Here is a 17,795-nt window from a genome sequence, read left to right on the forward strand (position 1 = left end):
CCACTGCTGGTTGAGTAGGCCCGAGGCGCAAGCCGAGGGCCGTATCGAAGCCAGCGCATCTGCACCGGAGGTGGCGATTCCACACCGCCCGGTAAAGTCGATCGAATGAGTTCGGATGACCAGCACGCCGGCCTGGCCGAGGAGTTGGCCGCGCGTTCCGACGACGAGCTCACCGAGCTGCTGATCGAGCGGCCCGACCTCGCCTCCCCCACCCCGCAGGGCACGCGTGTGCTGGCGCAGCGTGCGCTGTCCGCGGCGTCGTTGGCGTTGGCCGGCGAGGATCTCGACGTGCTGGCGGTCGCCGTCCTCGAGCAGGCGATCGCGCTGGGCAGCCGCAAGACCACGAAGTCCAAGCGCCCGTCGGTCGCCAAGATCGTGAAGTCGCTGTCCGGCCGGGCCGCCGCGGACGAGGTGCGTGCTCGGATCGAGCTGCTTCGACGCCGCGCGATCCTGTGGGGCGACAAGACCTCGCTCTGCGCGGGCGAGCACGTCGACTCAGCGATGCCCTGGCGGTCACCGCATCTCACCGGCCCACTGGCGGGTCGGAGCGGCGCGGAGATCGCGGCGATGGTCGCCGACCTCGACGAGCGGCCGAAGGAACTCCTGGAGACCCTCGCCCGCGGTCCGGCCCTGGGCCGCAGCCGCGACGCCGATCCCGACGCCGACCCGACCACCCCGGTCGCACAACTGATCTCGTCGGGCCTGCTGGCCCGCGTCGACAATCAGACGGTCGAACTCCCGCCCATGGTCGGCGCGGTGATCCGCGACGAACCGGCCTGGCACACCGACGATCTCACTCCCCCGCCGCTGCACGAGGCCGGCCTCAAGCCGCGATTCCCGGCGAAGGCGGTCGACGCCGCGGCGGGTGGCGAGGCACTCGAACTCATCCGCCACCTCACCTCGCTGCTCAACATCCTCGGCGCCACGCCCGCGGCCGTCCTGCGGTCGGGGGCGCTGGGTGTCCGTGAACTCCGGCGCCTGTCGAAGCTCTCCGGTATCGAGACACAGCGCGTCGCATTCCTGATCGAGCTCGCCGGTTATCTGCGGATCATCGACGCCGGGTTCCCGGAACCGCCGCCGCCCAATGACTCCGGCGAGCAGTCCTTCGCGCCGACCTCCACCGCGGACACCTGGCTGCACCAGCCGCGCGAGCGTCAATGGCTGTCGCTGGCCGACGCCTGGCTGCACATGCCCCGACGCGCCTGGCAGGTCGGCGACCCCGATCGTGACGGCAACGCGATGGCGACCCTGTCCGCTGATCTCCACGACGCCTACGCGCCGATCCAGCGGCAACTCATCCTGTCGACGCTGGCCCACGCCGACCCCGCGGTCCCGGTGACACCCGACGCCGTACTGGCGAACCTGCACTGGCACCGTCCCCGTCAGATGCGGCGCTTCAGTAAGCGCCTCGTCGCCGAAACCCTGCGTGAGGCACGCGAAATCGGGCTCGTCGCCCACGACGCGCTGACCACCGTCGGCCGGGCGTACACCGTCGAGCCGTCGGCCGATGCAGATCCCGCCGACGCCGATGCGGCGGTCTTGACCGCGATGCGCGCCGTGCTGCCCGAGCCGGTGGACCACTTCCTCACCCAGGCCGACCTCACCCTCACCGTGCCGGGCCCGATGACACCGGAACTCGCAGAGCAGGTCGAACTGGTCGCCGACCTCGAATCCGGCGGCGCCGCATCGGTGTACCGGATCACCCCGGAGAGCGTCCGACGCGCGCTCGACGCCGGCCGCAGCAGCAACGAACTGTTGTCGATGTTCACCACCCACTCGAGAACGCCCGTGCCGCAGTCGCTCTCGTATCTCATCGAGGATGTCGCCCGCAAGCACGGACAGCTCCGCGTCGGTGTGGCGTCGGCCTTCATCCGCTGCGAGGACCCGACGGTCTTGGCCGCGGTGCTACGCAGTCCGGCCGCCGAGCCGCTCGCGCTGCGGGCACTCGCCCCGACCGTGGCGATCTCACCGTCAGAGGTGCGAGAGGTGATCGACCAGCTGCGCGCCGCGGGATTCGCTCCCGCAGGCGAGGATTCGACGGGCGCCGTCGTCGACCTCCGCGAACGCGGCAGCCGCGTCACTGTGTCGCGAGCTCGCCGCCAGGCCCAGCCGCGTCGCAGCGCGCCGTCGGAGGAACAGCTCCGGTCGGTGGTCGGCCGCATCCGCTCGACCGACCGCGCCGCCGCGGCCACCCCGGTCCGCAGCACCTCGGCGTCGACGCCGGTGCGCGCCTCCGGCAGCGGCGAATCGGCGACCGCACTCATCCAGCTCGCATTGCGCGCCAAACGTCGCCTCCGCGTCGGCTACGTCGACGCCCAGGGATCGGCCAGCCGCCACGTCGTGACCCCGAAGGTGCTCGGCGCCGGCCAGCTCGTCGCCGTCGAAGACGGCAGCGACACCGAGCAGCGGTTCTCGCTCCACCGGCTGACCAGCGTCGAACTCCTCGACGCCTGACCACCACGTTGACACGACCTGTGACATCCGTCTCAGGATCTTGATACGCTCGCCAGTACTCAGCGCCGAGGAAAGCTGGCCCGTCATGACCGCTGTACGCCATGCCGCCGACGCCACCACCGCCGTGCCCGACACCTACCAGCACGATCTCGTGCCGCGCATCAAACCACCGTCACGACGCCGCCGCGTGAAACGTCCCGCCGACCTCGTCACCGTCATCGGCCCGACGCTCTCCGTCGCGAACGTGATCATGCAGCTGTCGAACCCCAAGGTCGGGTACGGCGTACACGAGAGCCGCGTCCCGCGGGGCAACGCCATCAAACGCCCGGTCAAGCGGGCCCGCACCACCGGCACCTTCCTGGCCGTCGCGCTGATGGGCAGCGACTCGGACAAGGAGTACGTCCACAACTGCGTCGGCCGCGTGCACGACCAGGTCTATTCGACCGAGACCAGTCCCGTCCGCTACAGCGCCAACGACTCGCGCCTGCAGCTGTGGGTCGCGGTGTGCCTGCTCAAATACTTCATCGACCAGTACGAGCTGATCCACGGACCGCTCTCCGACGCCGAACGGCAGATGGTCCTCACCGAGGCGCACCCCCTCGGCACCGCGCTCAACGTCCCCCGCGACAAGTGGCCGGCCACCTACGACGAACTCCTCGCCTACTGGAACAGCCAGCTCGCCGAACTACGGATCGACGAGCCGGTGCGGCAGGAACTGCAGAGCCTCGCCGACCTCTCGTTTCTGGAGTTCCGCGCCGGCGTGGTGGGAACCATCGTCCACAAGACGCTGGGCGGTTTCCTCACCTACGCCATCAACGCCGGGCTCCCGCCGGAGTTCCGGTCGATGATGGGCTGGACGTGGACCGCGGACGACGCCCGCCGCTACCAGGCCATTCTCTCCGCATTGCGCGTCGTCGACCCGGTGGTGGCGCCCATGCTGCGCGGCATCTTCCGGCTGAACATCGTCGACCTGAGGGTGCGCCGCCGGCTCGGCATCCCCGTGTTCTGACCCACAAACGGGCCCGTCGCTGACAATCTCCGCTGCTATCTGGACAATGGAGCGGGTGACCGATGGACCCCTGATCGTGCAATCCGACAAGACCCTGCTGCTCGAGGTCGACCACCCCGACGCGCAGGCGGCTCGTCAGGCGATCGCACCCTTTGCCGAACTCGAACGTGCCCCCGAGCACGTCCACACCTACCGGGTCACCCCGCTTGCGCTGTGGAACGCCCGCGCCGCCGGTCACGACGCCGAACAGGTCGTCGACGCGCTGGTCACCTACTCGCGCTACGCCGTCCCCCAGCCGCTGCTGATGGACGTCGTCGACACGATGGGTCGCTTCGGCCGGCTGCAGCTGGTCAAGCATCCAGCGCACGGATTGACCCTTGTCAGCCTCGACCGCGCCGTGCTGCTGGAGGTCATGCGGCACAAGAAGGTCGCCCCGATGCTCGGTGCGCAGATCGACGACGACACCGTCATCGTGCATCCGTCCGAGCGCGGTCGCCTCAAGCAGGTCCTGCTGAAGGTCGGCTGGCCGGCCGAGGACCTCGCCGGGTACGTCGACGGCGAGGCCCACCCCATCGACCTCGACCAGGGCGACTGGCACCTGCGCGACTACCAGGAGATGGCGGCCGACTCGTTCTGGGCCGGCGGCTCCGGCGTCGTCGTGCTGCCGTGTGGTGCGGGCAAGACGATGGTCGGCGCGGCCGCGATGGCCAAGGCCGGGGCCACCACCCTGATCCTGGTCACCAACACCGTCGCCGGCCGGCAGTGGAAGCGCGAGCTCATCGCGCGCACCACGCTGACCGAGGAGGAGATCGGCGAGTACTCCGGCGAGCGCAAGGAGATCCGTCCGGTCACCATCGCGACCTATCAGGTGATGACGCGGAAGTCGAAGGGCGAGTACCGGAATCTCGACCTCTTCGACTCCCGCGACTGGGGCCTGATCATCTACGACGAGGTGCACCTGCTGCCCGCACCGGTCTTCCGCATGACTGCGGACCTGCAGTCGCGCCGACGCCTCGGCCTCACCGCGACCCTGGTCCGTGAGGACGGCCGCGAGGGTGACGTCTTCTCCCTCATCGGGCCCAAGCGCTACGACGCCCCGTGGAAGGACATCGAGGCCCAGGGCTGGATCGCACCGGCCGAGTGCATCGAGGTCCGCGTGACCCTCACCGACGAGGAGCGCCTGCAGTACGCGGTCGCCGAGCCGGAGGAGAAGTACAAGCTCTGCTCCACCGCGCACACCAAGGTCAACGTGGTGAAGGCGATCCTGAACAAGCACAAGGGTCAGCAGACACTGGTCATCGGCGCCTACATCGACCAGCTCGAGGAACTCGGCCGCGAACTCGACTGCCCGGTCATCCAGGGTTCGACCAAGAACAAGGAACGCGAGGTCCTTTTCGACCGCTTCCGTTCCGGCGAGCTGCAGACGCTCGTCGTGTCGAAGGTCGCCAACTTCTCCATCGACCTCCCCGAGGCCTCCGTCGCCGTCCAGGTGTCGGGCACCTTCGGTTCGCGTCAGGAGGAGGCCCAGCGCCTCGGTCGCCTGCTGCGGCCGAAACACGATGGCGGACAGGCACACTTCTACTCGGTGGTCTCGCGCGACACCCTCGACGCCGACTACGCCGCCCACCGGCAGCGCTTCCTCGCCGAACAGGGCTACGCCTACCGCATCACCGACGCCGACGACCTCCTCGGCCCGACGATCGGGGACACCACCTCGGCAGACTGACCGGGACCTGCGCCCGCTCTCCCGAACCGCGCCCGCTGCTGAAATACGCCCCTGGGAACCACCCTCCAGAGACGGGACGGCGACATAGTGTCGCCGGATCGCCTGTGCAGGGCGGATCCCGGGGGCGCTTTTCGGCGGCCGCCTGCCCTTCGCTGGTTGAGTAGGCGAGGAGCTTGCGACGAGCTGCCCCCGCTGGTTGAGCTTGCGACGAGCCGCCCCCGCTGGTTGAGTAGGCGAGGAGCTTGCGACGAGCCGTATCGAAACCAGCCTGACCTCGATACACGGCGTCCTCGCTCCGCTCGGTCGACGCACTCGGCCGGCAGCGACCCTCACACCTCCATCAAGCAGTACCCGATCGACTCCGGTTGGAGGAACGTCCAGCGGGCCTCGCCGCCGGCGCAGGTGACGGTCGACGCGCCTCTCCTGGTCACCTGCGCGAGCACTGTCCGCAACGCGGGGGCGCTCGTGCACGGGACCTCACGGTAGTCGGCCAGCGACCCGTCCTCCTTCGGGACCAGGTAGCAGAGTCCTTCGTAGAAGTTCGGTGTGAGGCACAGCTTCCGGGTGCTGCTCGGGAAGGTCAGCGTCGAATTCTGTTCGCTGGCACAGGGAGTCGCGGTGGGGATGATCGACGCCGTGTAGAAGTTCATGCCCGCCGAGTCGCAGTCCAACTTCGACGCCAGCACCGTCGTCGACGACCCGGCCTGCATCGCGATGTTGACGCATTCGCCGGTCTGCACATCGTCGGGGCCCGTCACCGACAGCGGTGTCGAATCGGTCGTGCGCGCCGCGGGACTCTGGGTCTGGGTGGTCACCGCCGGCGCCGACGCGGTCGTCGACGTCCCGGAAGCGTCGGGCGTCGACGACACCTTGGTCGCCACGTAGACGACGCCGGCCACGATCGCGAGCACGAGGACCAGCGCCACAGCACCGAGCGCGATCAGCACCCCCGACCCCTTCTTCTCGGGCGGCGGCGCCGGGAAGCCGGATTGGGACGAATAGCCCTGGTATCCACCGGGATACGTCCCCGGCGGGGGCTGCCCGGGCGGGTGACCCTGTGTCCCGGGTGACGAGGCCGCGTACGACGGCCGACCCCCATGCGGCGGCTGCGGTGGTTGCGATGCCTGCGGCGGTTGGTAGGTCCCCGGCTGCTGATAGGGGGCGCCCCGCGGCCCCGGCTCGGTCAGTGCACGTTCGAGTTCGACGCCGAACTCGCGGCACGACGGGAAGCGACGATCGGGCTCCTTGGCCAGCGCGCGGTTGAACACCGCGTCGGCGGCGGGTGAGATCCCGGGGCGCAGGCTCGACAGTCGCGGCGGCATCGACTGCAGGTGGTGGGCGATGATCGACGCGGTGCTCGCGCCCTGGAACGGTGGGCGCCCGGTGAGGAGTTCGAAGACGGTGGCGGCGAGGGCGTACTGGTCGGCGCGGGCGTCGACCGCGTCGCCGAGTAGCTGCTCGGGGGCCGCGTAGGCCACGGTGCCGAGGAAGACGTTCGTCGACGTCAGGTGGCTGACGTCCTGCTCGGACTTCGCGATTCCGAAGTCGGCGAGCAACACTCGCGGTTCCGGGCCGTCGAGTCCCTGGAGCAGGATGTTGGCGGGTTTGACGTCGCGGTGCAGCAGGCCGGTCGCATGTGCGCGGTCCAGGGCGGCGCCGACGGACCGGACGATCGCGATGACGGTCCGGGAATCGAGGCCCTGCGGGGTCTTGCGCAACAGTTTGAGTGCGTCGATGCCGTCGATGTACTCCATCGCGATCCACAGATGACCGTCGTACTCACCGGAGTTGAAGATCGTGACGATCGCCGGGTGCACGACGCTCGACGCGTGTTCGGCCTCTTTGACGAAGCGTTGCCGGTACATCGGGTCGCGGCTGAGTTCCGCGGGAAGGACCTTCAGCGCCTCGTCGCGCGGCAGATGTGGGTGCCGGGCCAGATAGATCTCGCCCATTCCGCCCCGACCGATGAGTCGGATGATCGTGTAGCCGGCGAAATGCTCGCCGGGGTTCCGCGGCATCGCCCCTCCTCACTTCTCGGGCAGGTCCGCCAAGTCTGCACCTCCAGACCGTGCGCGGCGACCACAATGCGTCCCGGTGTCACTCGACCGGACCACCCCGGGTGGGCCTGACCCGCGCGGCGACGGGTTCAGCCGCCGGACAGCGACGCCAGGCAGAACACGCGCGGCTCGGGCTTGTCGTAGGTGGCCTTGACCTGGCCTTCGGCGCATTCGAGGGAGCCACCCCCGTCCGTCTCGACGCGATAGATCGCGGCTTCGGCGCCCGCGTCGGCGTTGCAGTCGACGTTCTTGAAGTCGACCAGCGAGCCACCTGCCGACTGCGGGATCTCGTAGCACTGGCCCTGCACGAAGTTCGGCATCAGGCAGAGCCGATCAGAGGTGTCCGGGAAGGTCAGGTAGTTCTCGTACTCTCCGCATTCGCCGGGCACGACCTGGGAGGCGATGAAGGTCATCCCGTCGGCGTCGCACTCTGCCTTGGTCGCCTCGACATTCGACTTGTCGCCATCGGCCGACCTGACCTGTACACATTGCCCGATCGCCACATCGTCCGGCTTGGAGACGTTGTTGGTCACGCGGTCGACCGAGGAACACGCACCCAGGACCAACAGCGCGGCACACGCCACGGCCGCGATGACCGCACGTCGCGCGCGACCATGCTGGTGAACCATCACCGGCGCTGCCATGCGAGGGATCGTACGCTGCAGCGACGTGGCGAAACCCGGAAATTATCGGGCATCTCGGGACGAGTCCCAATTCTGCGCCGTGAGCGATGTGCCACCCTGGACGCATGTCCTTCGAGAGCAGGACCGCAACCCGTTTGCGGCCGTTCATGACCACGATCTTCGCCGAGATGTCGGCCCTCGCCGTCGAGCACGGAGCCATCAACCTGGGGCAGGGCTTCCCCGACACCGACGGCCCGGAGTCGATGCTCGAGGCCGCCCGCCGCGCCATCACCGACGGCCACAACCAGTACCCGCCCGGTATCGGCGTCCCGGAGCTTCGGCATGCGGTCGCACGTCACCAGCGCGAGCAGTACGGCCTCGACTACGACCCCGACCGCGAGGTGCTCGTCACCGTCGGCGCCACCGAGGCGATCGCCGGCGCCGTCGTCGGACTCATCGAGCCGGGCGACGAGATCATCATGATCGAGCCCTACTACGACGCCTACGCGGCCACCGCCGCGATGGCCGGAGGTGTTCGACGCGTCGTCCCGCTCATCCCCGACGGCGATGGTTTCCGCCTGGACCGCGAACGCCTCGCGGATGCGTTCGGACCGAAATCCGCGGTGTTCATGCTGAACACACCGCACAACCCGACCGGCACCGTGCTCTCCGACGACGATCTCGCCGAGATCGCCCGACTCTGCATCGAATTCGACGTGATCGTGGTCGCCGACGAGGTGTATGAACACCTGTTGTTCGACGGCCGCACCCACACCCCGATCGCGACCCTGCCGGGCATGAAGGAGCGCACGCTCCGGATCTCCAGCGCTTCCAAGACCTTCAACTGCACCGGCTGGAAGGTCGGCTGGATCAGCGGACCGCCCGAACTGATCGCCGCGACCAAGACCGCCAAGCAGTACATGTCCTACGTCGGGTCGGGCCCGTTCCAGCCGGCCGTCGCACACGCCCTCGACAACGAACTCGGCTGGGTCCGAGCATCGGCCGCCGCACTGCAGAACAAGCGCGACATGATCACCGCCGCCCTCCTCGACGCCGGTTTCGACGTACACCGCAGCGAGGCAACCTATTTCGTCTGCGCCGACCCCCGACCCCTCGGCGTCGACGACGGCATCGAGTTCTGCCGGTCCCTCCCGGAACGCATCGGCGTCGCCGCGGTCCCGGTCAGCGTGTTCACCGACGACCGCCAACCCTGGCACCACCTCATCCGCTTCGCCTTCGCCAAACGCGACGACGTCATCGCCGACGCCGCGGAGCGGTTGCGCAAGCTGTAGCCCACTCCTTGAGTAGCGAGCTTGCGAGCGTATCGAAAGGAAAGCGACGCCCCCCGGCGAACCGAACCCAAACACGTTGCGGCAGTTGGTCCCGGATATCGGGACCAACTGCCGCAGGTGCAATCAGCGCAACGCCGGCACCACGTGCTGCTCGAACATCTCGAGATCCTCGCGGTCATGAGCGACGTTCGGGAAGTAGAAAATCCCGTAGGTCATTCCGGCGTCTTCGAGTCCGCGGAGGTTCTCGGCGACCTGCTCCGGCGTCCCGACCGCAGGCATCTCCCGGAAGGCGCCCATGCTGCCCGACGCCGCGTCGGGTCCGACGATCTTCGCGAGCCGGGATTCGAGGTCGTCGAGCTTGCGCTCCACGTCGGCCTCGGTCTCGCCGAGCATCACGTTGTAGTTCGCGGACCGGACAATCGCCTCGAAGTCGCGCCCGAGGTCGGCGCAATGCTATTGCAGCACCGATGATTTGTGGGCGAAGCCCTCGGGCGTGCCGTCGAAGTTGGTGTAGTCGGCATATTGCGCCGCGATACGCAGCGTCTTCTTCTCACCGCCGCCGGCGATCCACAGCGGCAGCTTCCCGGCGGTCGGCTGCGGCTGACAGATGGCGTCGTTGACGGTGTAGTGCTTGCCGTCGAGGGTGGCGCGGCCGGTCTCCCACGCCTGCTTCATGATCTGTACTCCCTCGTCGAGCCGGGCGAGACGCTCGCCGGCCGTGGGGAATCCGTAGCCGTAGGCGCGCCATTCGTGCTCGTACCAGCCGCCGCCGATGCCCATCTGCACTCGCCCTCCGGAGATGAGGTCTGCGGTCGCCGCGACCTTTGCCAGGTACATCGGGTTGCGGTAGCTCATCGCGGTGCACATCTGGCCGATGTCGACGCGGCTCGTCGTCGCCGCGAGTGCGGAGACGAGCGTCCAGGCCTCGTGCGTGGCCTCGTCGGTCGGCAGCGGAACGGTGTGGAAGTGGTCGTAGACCCAGACCGAGTCCCAGCCGGCCGATTCGGCGCGGTTCGCGACCGACGACATCACCTCCCACTGGTTCGCCGGGTCGATACCCACGAGATCAAGCCGCCAGCCCTGGGGAATGAAGAGTCCGAATCGCATGTTGTCGAACCTACCCCGCGTCCGCAAACCCAACCCTTTCCGTGTTTCCAACCCCCTCCAGGCCCGGCGGGTTTACACAACAGGGGCCCCGCCAACACTTACAAGCAGTCCGGACTGTTTGTGTGTTACGCTCGCCACTGTGACCGAGCCCACCAGCACCCCGCGCCGGCGTACCCAGGCCGAACGCACCGCGGCGACCCGCACCCGGGTCCTCGACGCCGCGGTCGAAGCACTGGTCGAGGTCGGTTATGCGGCCACCACCACCCAGGAGGTCAACCGGCGCGCGGGTGTTTCCCGCGGCGCGCTGCTGCACCACTTCCCCACCCGGGAGTCGCTGGTCGTCGCAGCCGTCGGACACCTCGTCGACCGTCGCCTCGAAGAGGTCCTGTCCCGCCCGCGTACGGGCGACGAGGGACTCGAGGTCCTCGTCGAGTCGTTCAGCGGACCACTGTTCGACGCCGCGCTCGAACTCTGGGTGGCCGCACGCTGCGACGTCGAGCTGCGCACCGCGCTGATCCCGCTCGAACAGCGGGTCTCCGACGCCCTGGCCGTGGGGTGCGCCGATATCTTCGGCGACCGCTACACCCCGGCCGAACTCGAGCTCTCCATCGAACTCGCACGCGGCCTCGCGGTGTCGCGCATCCTGCGATCCCCCGACGCCGACCGCGAATACCTCGACCGACTTCTGCCCATCTGGAAGGACCTGTTGAACCATGGCTGACATCAGCTCGCTGCCCGAGCACGTCGACGTTCTCGTCGTCGGCGTCGGATTCGGCGGCCTCGCCGCACTTCACCGGCTGCGCAAGGACCATCCCGGTCTGACGACCCTGGCGATCGAGCGCGCCGAGGGCGCCGGCGGGGTGTGGCGCGAAAACGACTACCCCGGCGCGGCCTGCGACGTCCCGACCTCCCTCTACTCGCTGTCGTTCGCGCCGAACCCGGACTGGTTGCACACCTACGGTCGACGCCACGAGATCCACAACTATCTGCGTTCCGTCGCCGCCGACTACGACGATCAGATCCGCTACAACTGCGCCCTGACCGCCGCCCGTTGGGACGGTGCCGCGCAGGAGTGGGTCGTCGACACGACACAGGGGCAGATCCGGACCCGCTTCCTCGTCGCCGCACCCGGCGCACTGTCGGAGCCCGGCGTGCCGGACGTGCCCGGCGCCGACGAGTTCACCGGCAAGGTCTTCCACTCCGCCCAGTGGGATCACACGCATGACCTGCGCGGACTCAAGGTCGCGATCGTCGGCACCGGTGCGTCGGCGATCCAGATCGTCCCCGAGATCGTCGACACCGTCGGACATCTCACCGTCTTCCAGCGCACCCCCGCCTGGGTGGTGCCGCGCCTCGACCGCAACATCGGTCCGATGGAACGCGCCCTCTACAAGCGCGTCCCCGGCGTGCACCGCCTGGTCCGCAAGATGGTGTGGGCCTACCGCGAGGCCTACGTGCTGATGATGGCGCACAACCCCAAGCTGCTGCCGATCGCGAAAACCCTTGCCCTGGCGCAACTCCGGGTCCAGGTCCGCGACCGCGCCCTGCGCAAGCGCCTCACTCCCGAATACACCATCGGCTGCAAGCGGATGCTGTTGACCAACAAGTGGTTCCCCGCCCTGCAGCGCGACAACGCCACCGTGACCGGCGCCATCACCCGCCTCACCGCGAACGGCGCCGTCGACGATCAGGGTCGTGAGCACGAGGTCGACACCGTCGTCTTCGCCACCGGGTTCACCCCCACCCAGCCGCCCATCGCGAAGGCCGTCACCGGCCGCGACGGACGCACCCTGGCCGAGGCCTGGCAGGGATCACCGCGCGCCTACCGCGGCGTAGAGGTCCACGGCTTCCCGAATCTGTTCTTCCTGTACGGCCCCAACACCAACCTGGGTCACAGCTCGATCGTGCTGATGCTCGAACCGCAGGCGTACTACATGTCGAAAGCGATCGCCGAAGTCACCGGCTCCGGACACTCGTCGTTCGAGGTCACCCAGGCCGCGCAGGACGCCTACAACGCCGACCTCGACCCCGAATTGGAACGCACCGTGTGGAATTCGGGCGGCTGCTCGAGCTGGTACCTCGACTCCACCGGCCGCAACTCGGTCATGTGGCCCAAGTTCACCAGCGACTTCCGCCGCCAGATGGCGTCCTTCGTGGCCGCCGACCACCGCTTCGACGACGCCATCCCGGCCGTCACCGACACCGTCGAGGCCGCCGCCACCGACACCGATCCCGAAAGGACCCTCGCCCAGTGAAAAGACTTGGTCGCAACGACGCCGACCATTACGACGCCATCGTCATCGGTTCCGGTTTCGGCGGCTCGGTGGCCGCACTCCGGTTGACCGAGAAGGGTTATCGCGTCGCGGTCATCGAGTCGGGCCGTCGTTTCGCCGACGCCGACCTGCCCAAGACCAGTTGGCGCCTCAAGGATTACGTCTGGGCCCCGGCCCTGGGCATGTATGGCGTGCAGCGCATGCACCTGCTGCGCGACGTGCTGGTCATGGCCGGCGCGGGTGTCGGCGGCGGATCGCTCAATTACGCGAACACGCTCTACCGTCCGCTCCCCGCGTTCTTCGACGACCCGCACTGGGGGCGGATCACCGACTGGGCCGCCGAACTCGATCCCTATTACGACCAGGCATCGCGCATGCTCGGCGTGACCACCTACCCGAAGGTCACGCCGGCCGATCGCGTCATGCGCAAGGTCGCCGAGGACATGGGCGCGGGCGACACCTTCGTCCACACCCCTGTCGGAGTCTTCTTCGGGGAGCCGGGCAAGACCGTCGAGGACCCGTTCTTCGGCGGCGCCGGCCCCGCCCGCACCGGTTGCACCGACTGCGGCGCCTGCATGACCGGTTGCCCGGTCGGCGCGAAGAACACGCTGGTCAAGAACTATCTGTATCTCGCCGAACAGGCCGGTGCGACCGTCATCCCGATGACGACCGTCGACACCGTCCGCCCGCTGTCGGAGGGCGGGTACACGGTCGGGACGCATCGAACCGGTCGACGCTGGTCGCGTCGGGGCCGTCGCTCGTTCACCGCCGATCACGTGGTGTTCGCGGCCGGCACGTACGGCACCAACAAGCTGCTGCTGGACATGCAGCAGAGCGGCAGCCTGCCCGGCCTGTCGTCGCGCCTGGGCAAGGTGGTTCGCACCAACTCGGAGGCCGTCCTCGCCGCAACCGCAACCGACTTGAAGGTCGACTACACCGAGGGTGTGGCGATCACGTCGTCGTTCCACCCGAACGAGCACACCCACATCGAGCCGGTGCGGTACGGCAAGGGCAGCAACCTGATCGGGATGCTGCAGGCGATGCTCATCGACGGCGACGGCCGTCTGCCGCGTCCGCTGGCCGCTCTGGTGGAGATGATCAAGCATCCACTGGTCACGCTGCGCGGACTCTCGGTTCGACGCTGGTCGGAGCGCACGATCATCGCCCTGGTGATGCAGACCGCCGACAACTCCCTCGAATTGTTCGCCCGCCGTGGCCGTTTCGGTCCGATGCTGCGCAGCAAGCAGGGTGCCGGCGATCCCCCGCCGACCTGGAGCCCGGTCGGCCACGAAGCCGTCCGCAAGATGGCCGACGAGATCGACGGCGACGCCGGCGGTTCCATCGTCGACTGGCTGAACATCCCGATGACCGCGCACTTCTTGGGCGGTTGCTCGATCGGACGGTCCGCCGCCGACGGCGTCGTGGACCCGTACCACCGCGTGTTCAACCACCCGGGCCTACACATCGTCGACGGTTCGACGGTGTCGGCGAACCTGGGCGTGAACCCGTCGCTGACGATCACCGCTCAGGCCGAACGCGCACTCGCCATGTGGCCGAATGCCGGTGAGGCCGACCCGCGGCCGGAACTCGGTGCCGACTACGTGCCGATCGCTCCGGTGCCACCGGTACGTCCGACGGTGCCCGACTACGCACCCGCCGCGCTGCGGTTGCCGATCACGCCGATCTCCAACGCCGGCTAGGGATTTCGTAGAAGTTGTGGGCGTATGGCGTCCACAACTTCTACATCCCCTCCTTGCAAGTCACCACACCCCCGGCGGCCGCAGCTGAATGCTGATCCGGGCGCCGACGCCGCGCACTTTGGGGACCGCGTGTTCCCAGGTGCGCTGGCAGCTGCCACCCATGACCAGCAGGTCACCGGACGACAGGGTGAACTTCAGCGACTTCCCGCCGCCCCGCGGCCGCAGCATCAGCGGTCGTGGGGCGCCGAGGGAGATGATCGCGACCATGGTGTCGTGCGTCGACGCCCGACCGATGCGGTCCCCGTGCCACGCCACCGAGTCGTTGCCGTCGCGGTAGAGACTGATCCCGGCGGTCGCGAATCCCTCGGGTAGTTCGTTGCGGTAGTACCGCGAGAGCGATGACCGCATCTCGGTGATCAACCCATCCGGGAACGGGTCGTCCTTCTGATAAATCGAGACCAGCCGCGGGACGTCGACGACGCGGTCGTACATCTGACGCCGCTCGGCCCGCCACGGCACATCACGTTGAAGCCGATCGAACAGCTCGTCCGGACCACTGATCCAACCCGGGCACAGGTCCACCCACGCGCCGTCGGTGAGTGGACGCCGCGTCATCGAGGTCGACAGGTCGCCGAGTGCCGGTTCCGCGGCCACCTCGGCGAACAACGATCCCTGGATGCCGATGGACATGTACCCACCGTACACCCGAATCGAACGCACGTTCGAGAAACCGGGCTACTCCCCGCCCAGATGCCCGCTCAACCGGCCGTGGCGTTCGGCGCTGGCGTCGTCGAGCCCAACGATCGTGACGTTCTTGCCCTTGGCCTTGTACTTGGTGGTGATGGCGTCGAGGGTCGCGACCGACGACGCATCCCACACGTGCGAGTCACTCATGTCGATGACGACGTGTGACTCGTCGGCGGTGTAGTCGAACTGGTAGATGAGGTCATTGCTCGACGCGAAGAACAGTTCGCCCCGGACCTTGTAGACGCGGGTGTCAGCGTCGGGCCCGGCGACCTCCACGACCTCAGTCATATGCGCGACGCGACGCGCGAACAGCACCGACGCGGTCAGCACGCCGACGACGACGCCGTACGCCAGATTCGAGGTCGCGACCGTCACCGCGACCGTCGCCAACATCACGGCGGTCTCGGACCGGGGCATGCGCCGCAGCGTCTTCGGGTTGATGGAATGCCAGTCGAAGGTGCCGACCGACACCATGATCATCACCGCGACCAGTGCGGCCATCGGGATCCTGGCGACCACGTCGCCCAGTCCCACGACGAGGATCAGCAGGAACGCCCCGGCCAGGAACGTCGAAATCCTCGTCCGCGCACGGGATTCCTTGACGTTGATCATCGTCTGGCCGATCATCGCGCAACCGCCCATGCCGCCGAAGAAGCCCGTGACGAGGTTGGCGATCCCCTGCCCGACGGCCTCGCGGGACTTGTTGGAGTGGGTGTCGGTGATGTCGTCGACGACTTTGGCGGTCATCAGCGACTCGAGCAGGCCGACGAGGGCGATCGCCAGCGCATACGGCCCGATGACCGACAAGGTGTCCCAGGTGAAGGGCACATCGGGGAGCACCCACGACGGCAGGCTGTCCGGGAGTTCGCCCTCGTCACCGACATTCGGCACGTTCAGGCTCGCGATGAGGGTCACCGCGGTGAGCAGCACGATGGCGACCAACGGCGCCGGCACGACGGTCGTCAGTCGCGGGAACAGGACGATGATCGCGATGCCGATCGCCACCATCGGATACACCAGCCACGGCACGCCCAGAAGATGCGGTACCTGCGCAGAGAAGATGAGGATGGCAAGCGCGTTGACGAAGCCGACCATCACGCTGCGCGGGATGAACCGCATCAACTTCGCGACGCCGAGCGCGCCGAGGAGCACCTGGAAGATGCCGCCGAGCAGGACCGCGGCGATCAGGTGCTGCAGCCCGTGGCTCTCGACGAGAGGCGCGACGACCAGCGCGACGGCTCCGGTGGCCGCCGAGATCATCGCGGGACGACCGCCGACGATCGCGATGGTCACCGCCATGGTGAACGACGCGAACAGGCCGACGCGCGGATCCACGCCGGCGATGATCGAGAACGAGATGGCCTCGGGGATCAAGGCCAGTGCGACGACGAGTCCGGCGAGGGCCTCGGTACGCAGCCGACTCGGCGATCGCAGCGTCAACAGGACGGACTGGCGGTCAGCCGGGGAGATGGCGTCCTTTGCGGAAGTCGGCACCGCGGACTCCTCTGTAATGGGGGTTCGAACCTGCGGACTCTATACGCGCGGGAGGCGTCACTCACATTTTCGAGCCAGGCCGAGAACTCCGTCGACGCAGGTCAGGCGATTCCCCACCCGGTCCGACAGTGGCCAAGTGCACATTCCGCGCACCGCACAGAGGCCAAAATGTGAAGTGGCCCACAGCACACTATTCGAGTCGATGCTTTAATCATTCCGTTATAAATCGTTACAAGGGGGAACTCGATGAAGCGCACCGGTATCGCCGGTCTGTTGGCTGCTGCCGCCATGCTGATCCCGATCGCTCCGGCGACCGCCGATCCGGTCGGTGACCTGTTCGGTAGCGCCAGCGGCAGCCTCGACGCCGGAAGTTCGGCATTCGGGTCGTCGGGCGACAAGGTCACCCACTACGGCAAGCTCGGCCGCCCGGACGCACGCAACGGCGTGAAGTCCATCAACGTCTGGGTCTACAACCCGAAGGGCGCCCGTGAGATCACTCCGGGCACCTTCCCCAAGAACTCGCGTCTCGGCGTGCGCTGGAACTCCATCATCGACGCCGGCCCCATCGTCGACGGCAACGAGTGCCGCATGGAGGTCCGCCTCGCCGGACCCAAGGTGCCCAAGGAAGCCACGCTGTACAAGACGCAGGACTGCACGGCGGTGAAGTCCTACTTCTTCAAGGGCGGCGGCAACTTCACCATCCGCGTCACCGACCTGGTCTCCGGCGCGTCGAACAGCATCGCGTTCTCGGTCCAGTAGTCACACCCCATCGCTGGCTGAGCAGGTCCGAGGCGCAAGCCGCCCCATCGCTGGGTTGAGTAGGACCGAGGCGCAAGCCGCCCCATCGCCGGCCGAGTAGGACCGAGGCGCAAGCCGCCCCATCGCCGGCTGAGTGGGACCGCGGCGCAAGCCGCCCCATCGCCGGCTGAGAAGGACCGCGGCGCAAGCCGTCCCATCGCCGGCTGAGCAGGTCCGAGGCGCAAGCCGCCCCATCGCCGGCTGAGAAGGACCGCGGCGCAAGCCGCCCCATCGCCGGCTGAGTGGGACCGCGGCGCAAGCCGCCCCATCGCCGGCTGAGAAGGACCGCGGCGCAAGCCGTCCCATCGCCGGCTGAGAAGGACCGCGGCGCAAGCCGCCCCATCGCCGGCTGAGCAGGACCGCGGCGCAAGCCGCCCCATCGCCGGCTGAGTGGGACCGCGGCGCAAGCCGCCCCATCGCCGGCTGAGAAGGACCGCGGCGCAAGCCGTCCCATCGCTGGTTGAGAAGGACCGCGGCGCAAGCCGCCCCATCGCTGGTTGAGTAGGTCCGAGGCG

12 protein-coding genes and 1 pseudogene are annotated in these 17,795 nt (G+C 68.2%); 8 read left to right on the forward strand and 5 right to left on the reverse strand.

Annotated elements, in window-relative coordinates:
- Positions 1–105 precede the first annotated feature (105 nt).
- The 3 genes from M1L58_RS16275 to M1L58_RS16285 all read left to right on the forward strand — a co-directional run bounded on the left by M1L58_RS16275 (position 106) and on the right by M1L58_RS16285 (position 5,189).
- Positions 106–2,454, forward strand: coding sequence for a helicase-associated domain-containing protein (locus M1L58_RS16275; RefSeq protein ID WP_248659678.1), 2,349 nt, complete (start codon positions 106–108; stop codon positions 2,452–2,454).
- An 85-nt stretch (positions 2,455–2,539) separates the two neighbouring features.
- Positions 2,540–3,463: an oxygenase MpaB family protein gene (locus M1L58_RS16280; RefSeq protein WP_248659679.1), complete on the forward strand. Its 924-nt coding sequence runs from the start codon at positions 2,540–2,542 to the stop codon at positions 3,461–3,463.
- A 55-nt stretch (positions 3,464–3,518) separates the two neighbouring features.
- Positions 3,519–5,189: a DNA repair helicase XPB gene (locus M1L58_RS16285; RefSeq protein ID WP_374112737.1), complete on the forward strand. Its 1,671-nt coding sequence runs from the start codon at positions 3,519–3,521 to the stop codon at positions 5,187–5,189.
- A 329-nt stretch (positions 5,190–5,518) separates the two neighbouring features.
- Here the strand turns inward: M1L58_RS16285 and M1L58_RS16290 are convergent, their stop codons facing one another.
- Entirely contained in the window at positions 5,519–7,207 is a 1,689-nt protein-coding gene (locus M1L58_RS16290) for a serine/threonine-protein kinase (RefSeq protein ID WP_248659681.1), read from the reverse strand.
- A 128-nt stretch (positions 7,208–7,335) separates the two neighbouring features.
- Positions 7,336–7,890, reverse strand: a complete 555-nt coding sequence (locus tag M1L58_RS16295; RefSeq protein WP_248659682.1) for a pyridine nucleotide-disulfide oxidoreductase — start codon at positions 7,888–7,890, stop codon at positions 7,336–7,338.
- A gap of 104 nt (positions 7,891–7,994) precedes the next feature.
- On the opposite strand from M1L58_RS16295, the gene M1L58_RS16300 reads away from it, so the two are divergent.
- Complete coding sequence (locus M1L58_RS16300) at positions 7,995–9,161, forward strand: pyridoxal phosphate-dependent aminotransferase (protein ID WP_248659683.1); 1,167 nt, start codon at positions 7,995–7,997, stop codon at positions 9,159–9,161.
- A gap of 123 nt (positions 9,162–9,284) precedes the next feature.
- Here the strand turns inward: M1L58_RS16300 and M1L58_RS16305 are convergent.
- A pseudogene (locus tag M1L58_RS16305) lies at positions 9,285–10,268 on the reverse strand (LLM class F420-dependent oxidoreductase).
- A gap of 139 nt (positions 10,269–10,407) precedes the next feature.
- Here M1L58_RS16305 and M1L58_RS16310 point away from each other — a divergent pair.
- The 3 genes from M1L58_RS16310 to M1L58_RS16320 are packed head-to-tail and all read left to right on the forward strand — an operon-like array spanning position 10,408 to position 14,241.
- Positions 10,408–10,989: a TetR/AcrR family transcriptional regulator gene (locus M1L58_RS16310; RefSeq protein ID WP_248659684.1), complete on the forward strand. Its 582-nt coding sequence runs from the start codon at positions 10,408–10,410 to the stop codon at positions 10,987–10,989.
- Positions 10,982–12,523 (forward strand): flavin-containing monooxygenase, encoded by a 1,542-nt coding sequence (locus M1L58_RS16315; RefSeq protein ID WP_248659685.1) that lies wholly within the window; start codon positions 10,982–10,984, stop codon positions 12,521–12,523. The genes M1L58_RS16310 and M1L58_RS16315 overlap by 8 nt, the downstream gene beginning before the upstream one ends.
- Entirely contained in the window at positions 12,520–14,241 is a 1,722-nt protein-coding gene (locus tag M1L58_RS16320; protein WP_248659686.1) for a GMC oxidoreductase, read from the forward strand. Before M1L58_RS16315 ends, M1L58_RS16320 begins: the two co-directional genes overlap by 4 nt.
- Before the next feature lie 60 nt (positions 14,242–14,301).
- Here M1L58_RS16320 and M1L58_RS16325 read toward each other — a convergent pair whose 3' ends face one another.
- Positions 14,302–14,931 carry an alpha-ketoglutarate-dependent dioxygenase AlkB gene (locus M1L58_RS16325; protein ID WP_248659687.1) on the reverse strand — a complete coding sequence of 210 codons (630 nt, stop codon included), beginning with the start codon at positions 14,929–14,931 and terminating at the stop codon, positions 14,302–14,304.
- A 45-nt stretch (positions 14,932–14,976) separates the two neighbouring features.
- Positions 14,977–16,482 (reverse strand): SulP family inorganic anion transporter, encoded by a 1,506-nt coding sequence (locus M1L58_RS16330; protein WP_248659688.1) that lies wholly within the window; start codon positions 16,480–16,482, stop codon positions 14,977–14,979.
- A 246-nt stretch (positions 16,483–16,728) separates the two neighbouring features.
- Between M1L58_RS16330 and M1L58_RS16335 the strand changes: the two genes are divergently transcribed.
- Positions 16,729–17,241: a hypothetical protein gene (locus M1L58_RS16335; RefSeq protein ID WP_248659689.1), complete on the forward strand. Its 513-nt coding sequence runs from the start codon at positions 16,729–16,731 to the stop codon at positions 17,239–17,241.
- Positions 17,242–17,795: the final 554 nt, after the last annotated feature.

The sequence above is a fragment of the Gordonia sp. C13 genome (assembly GCF_023218005.1).
In the GTDB taxonomy this organism is placed as follows: Bacteria; Actinomycetota; Actinomycetes; order Mycobacteriales; family Mycobacteriaceae; genus Gordonia; species Gordonia namibiensis.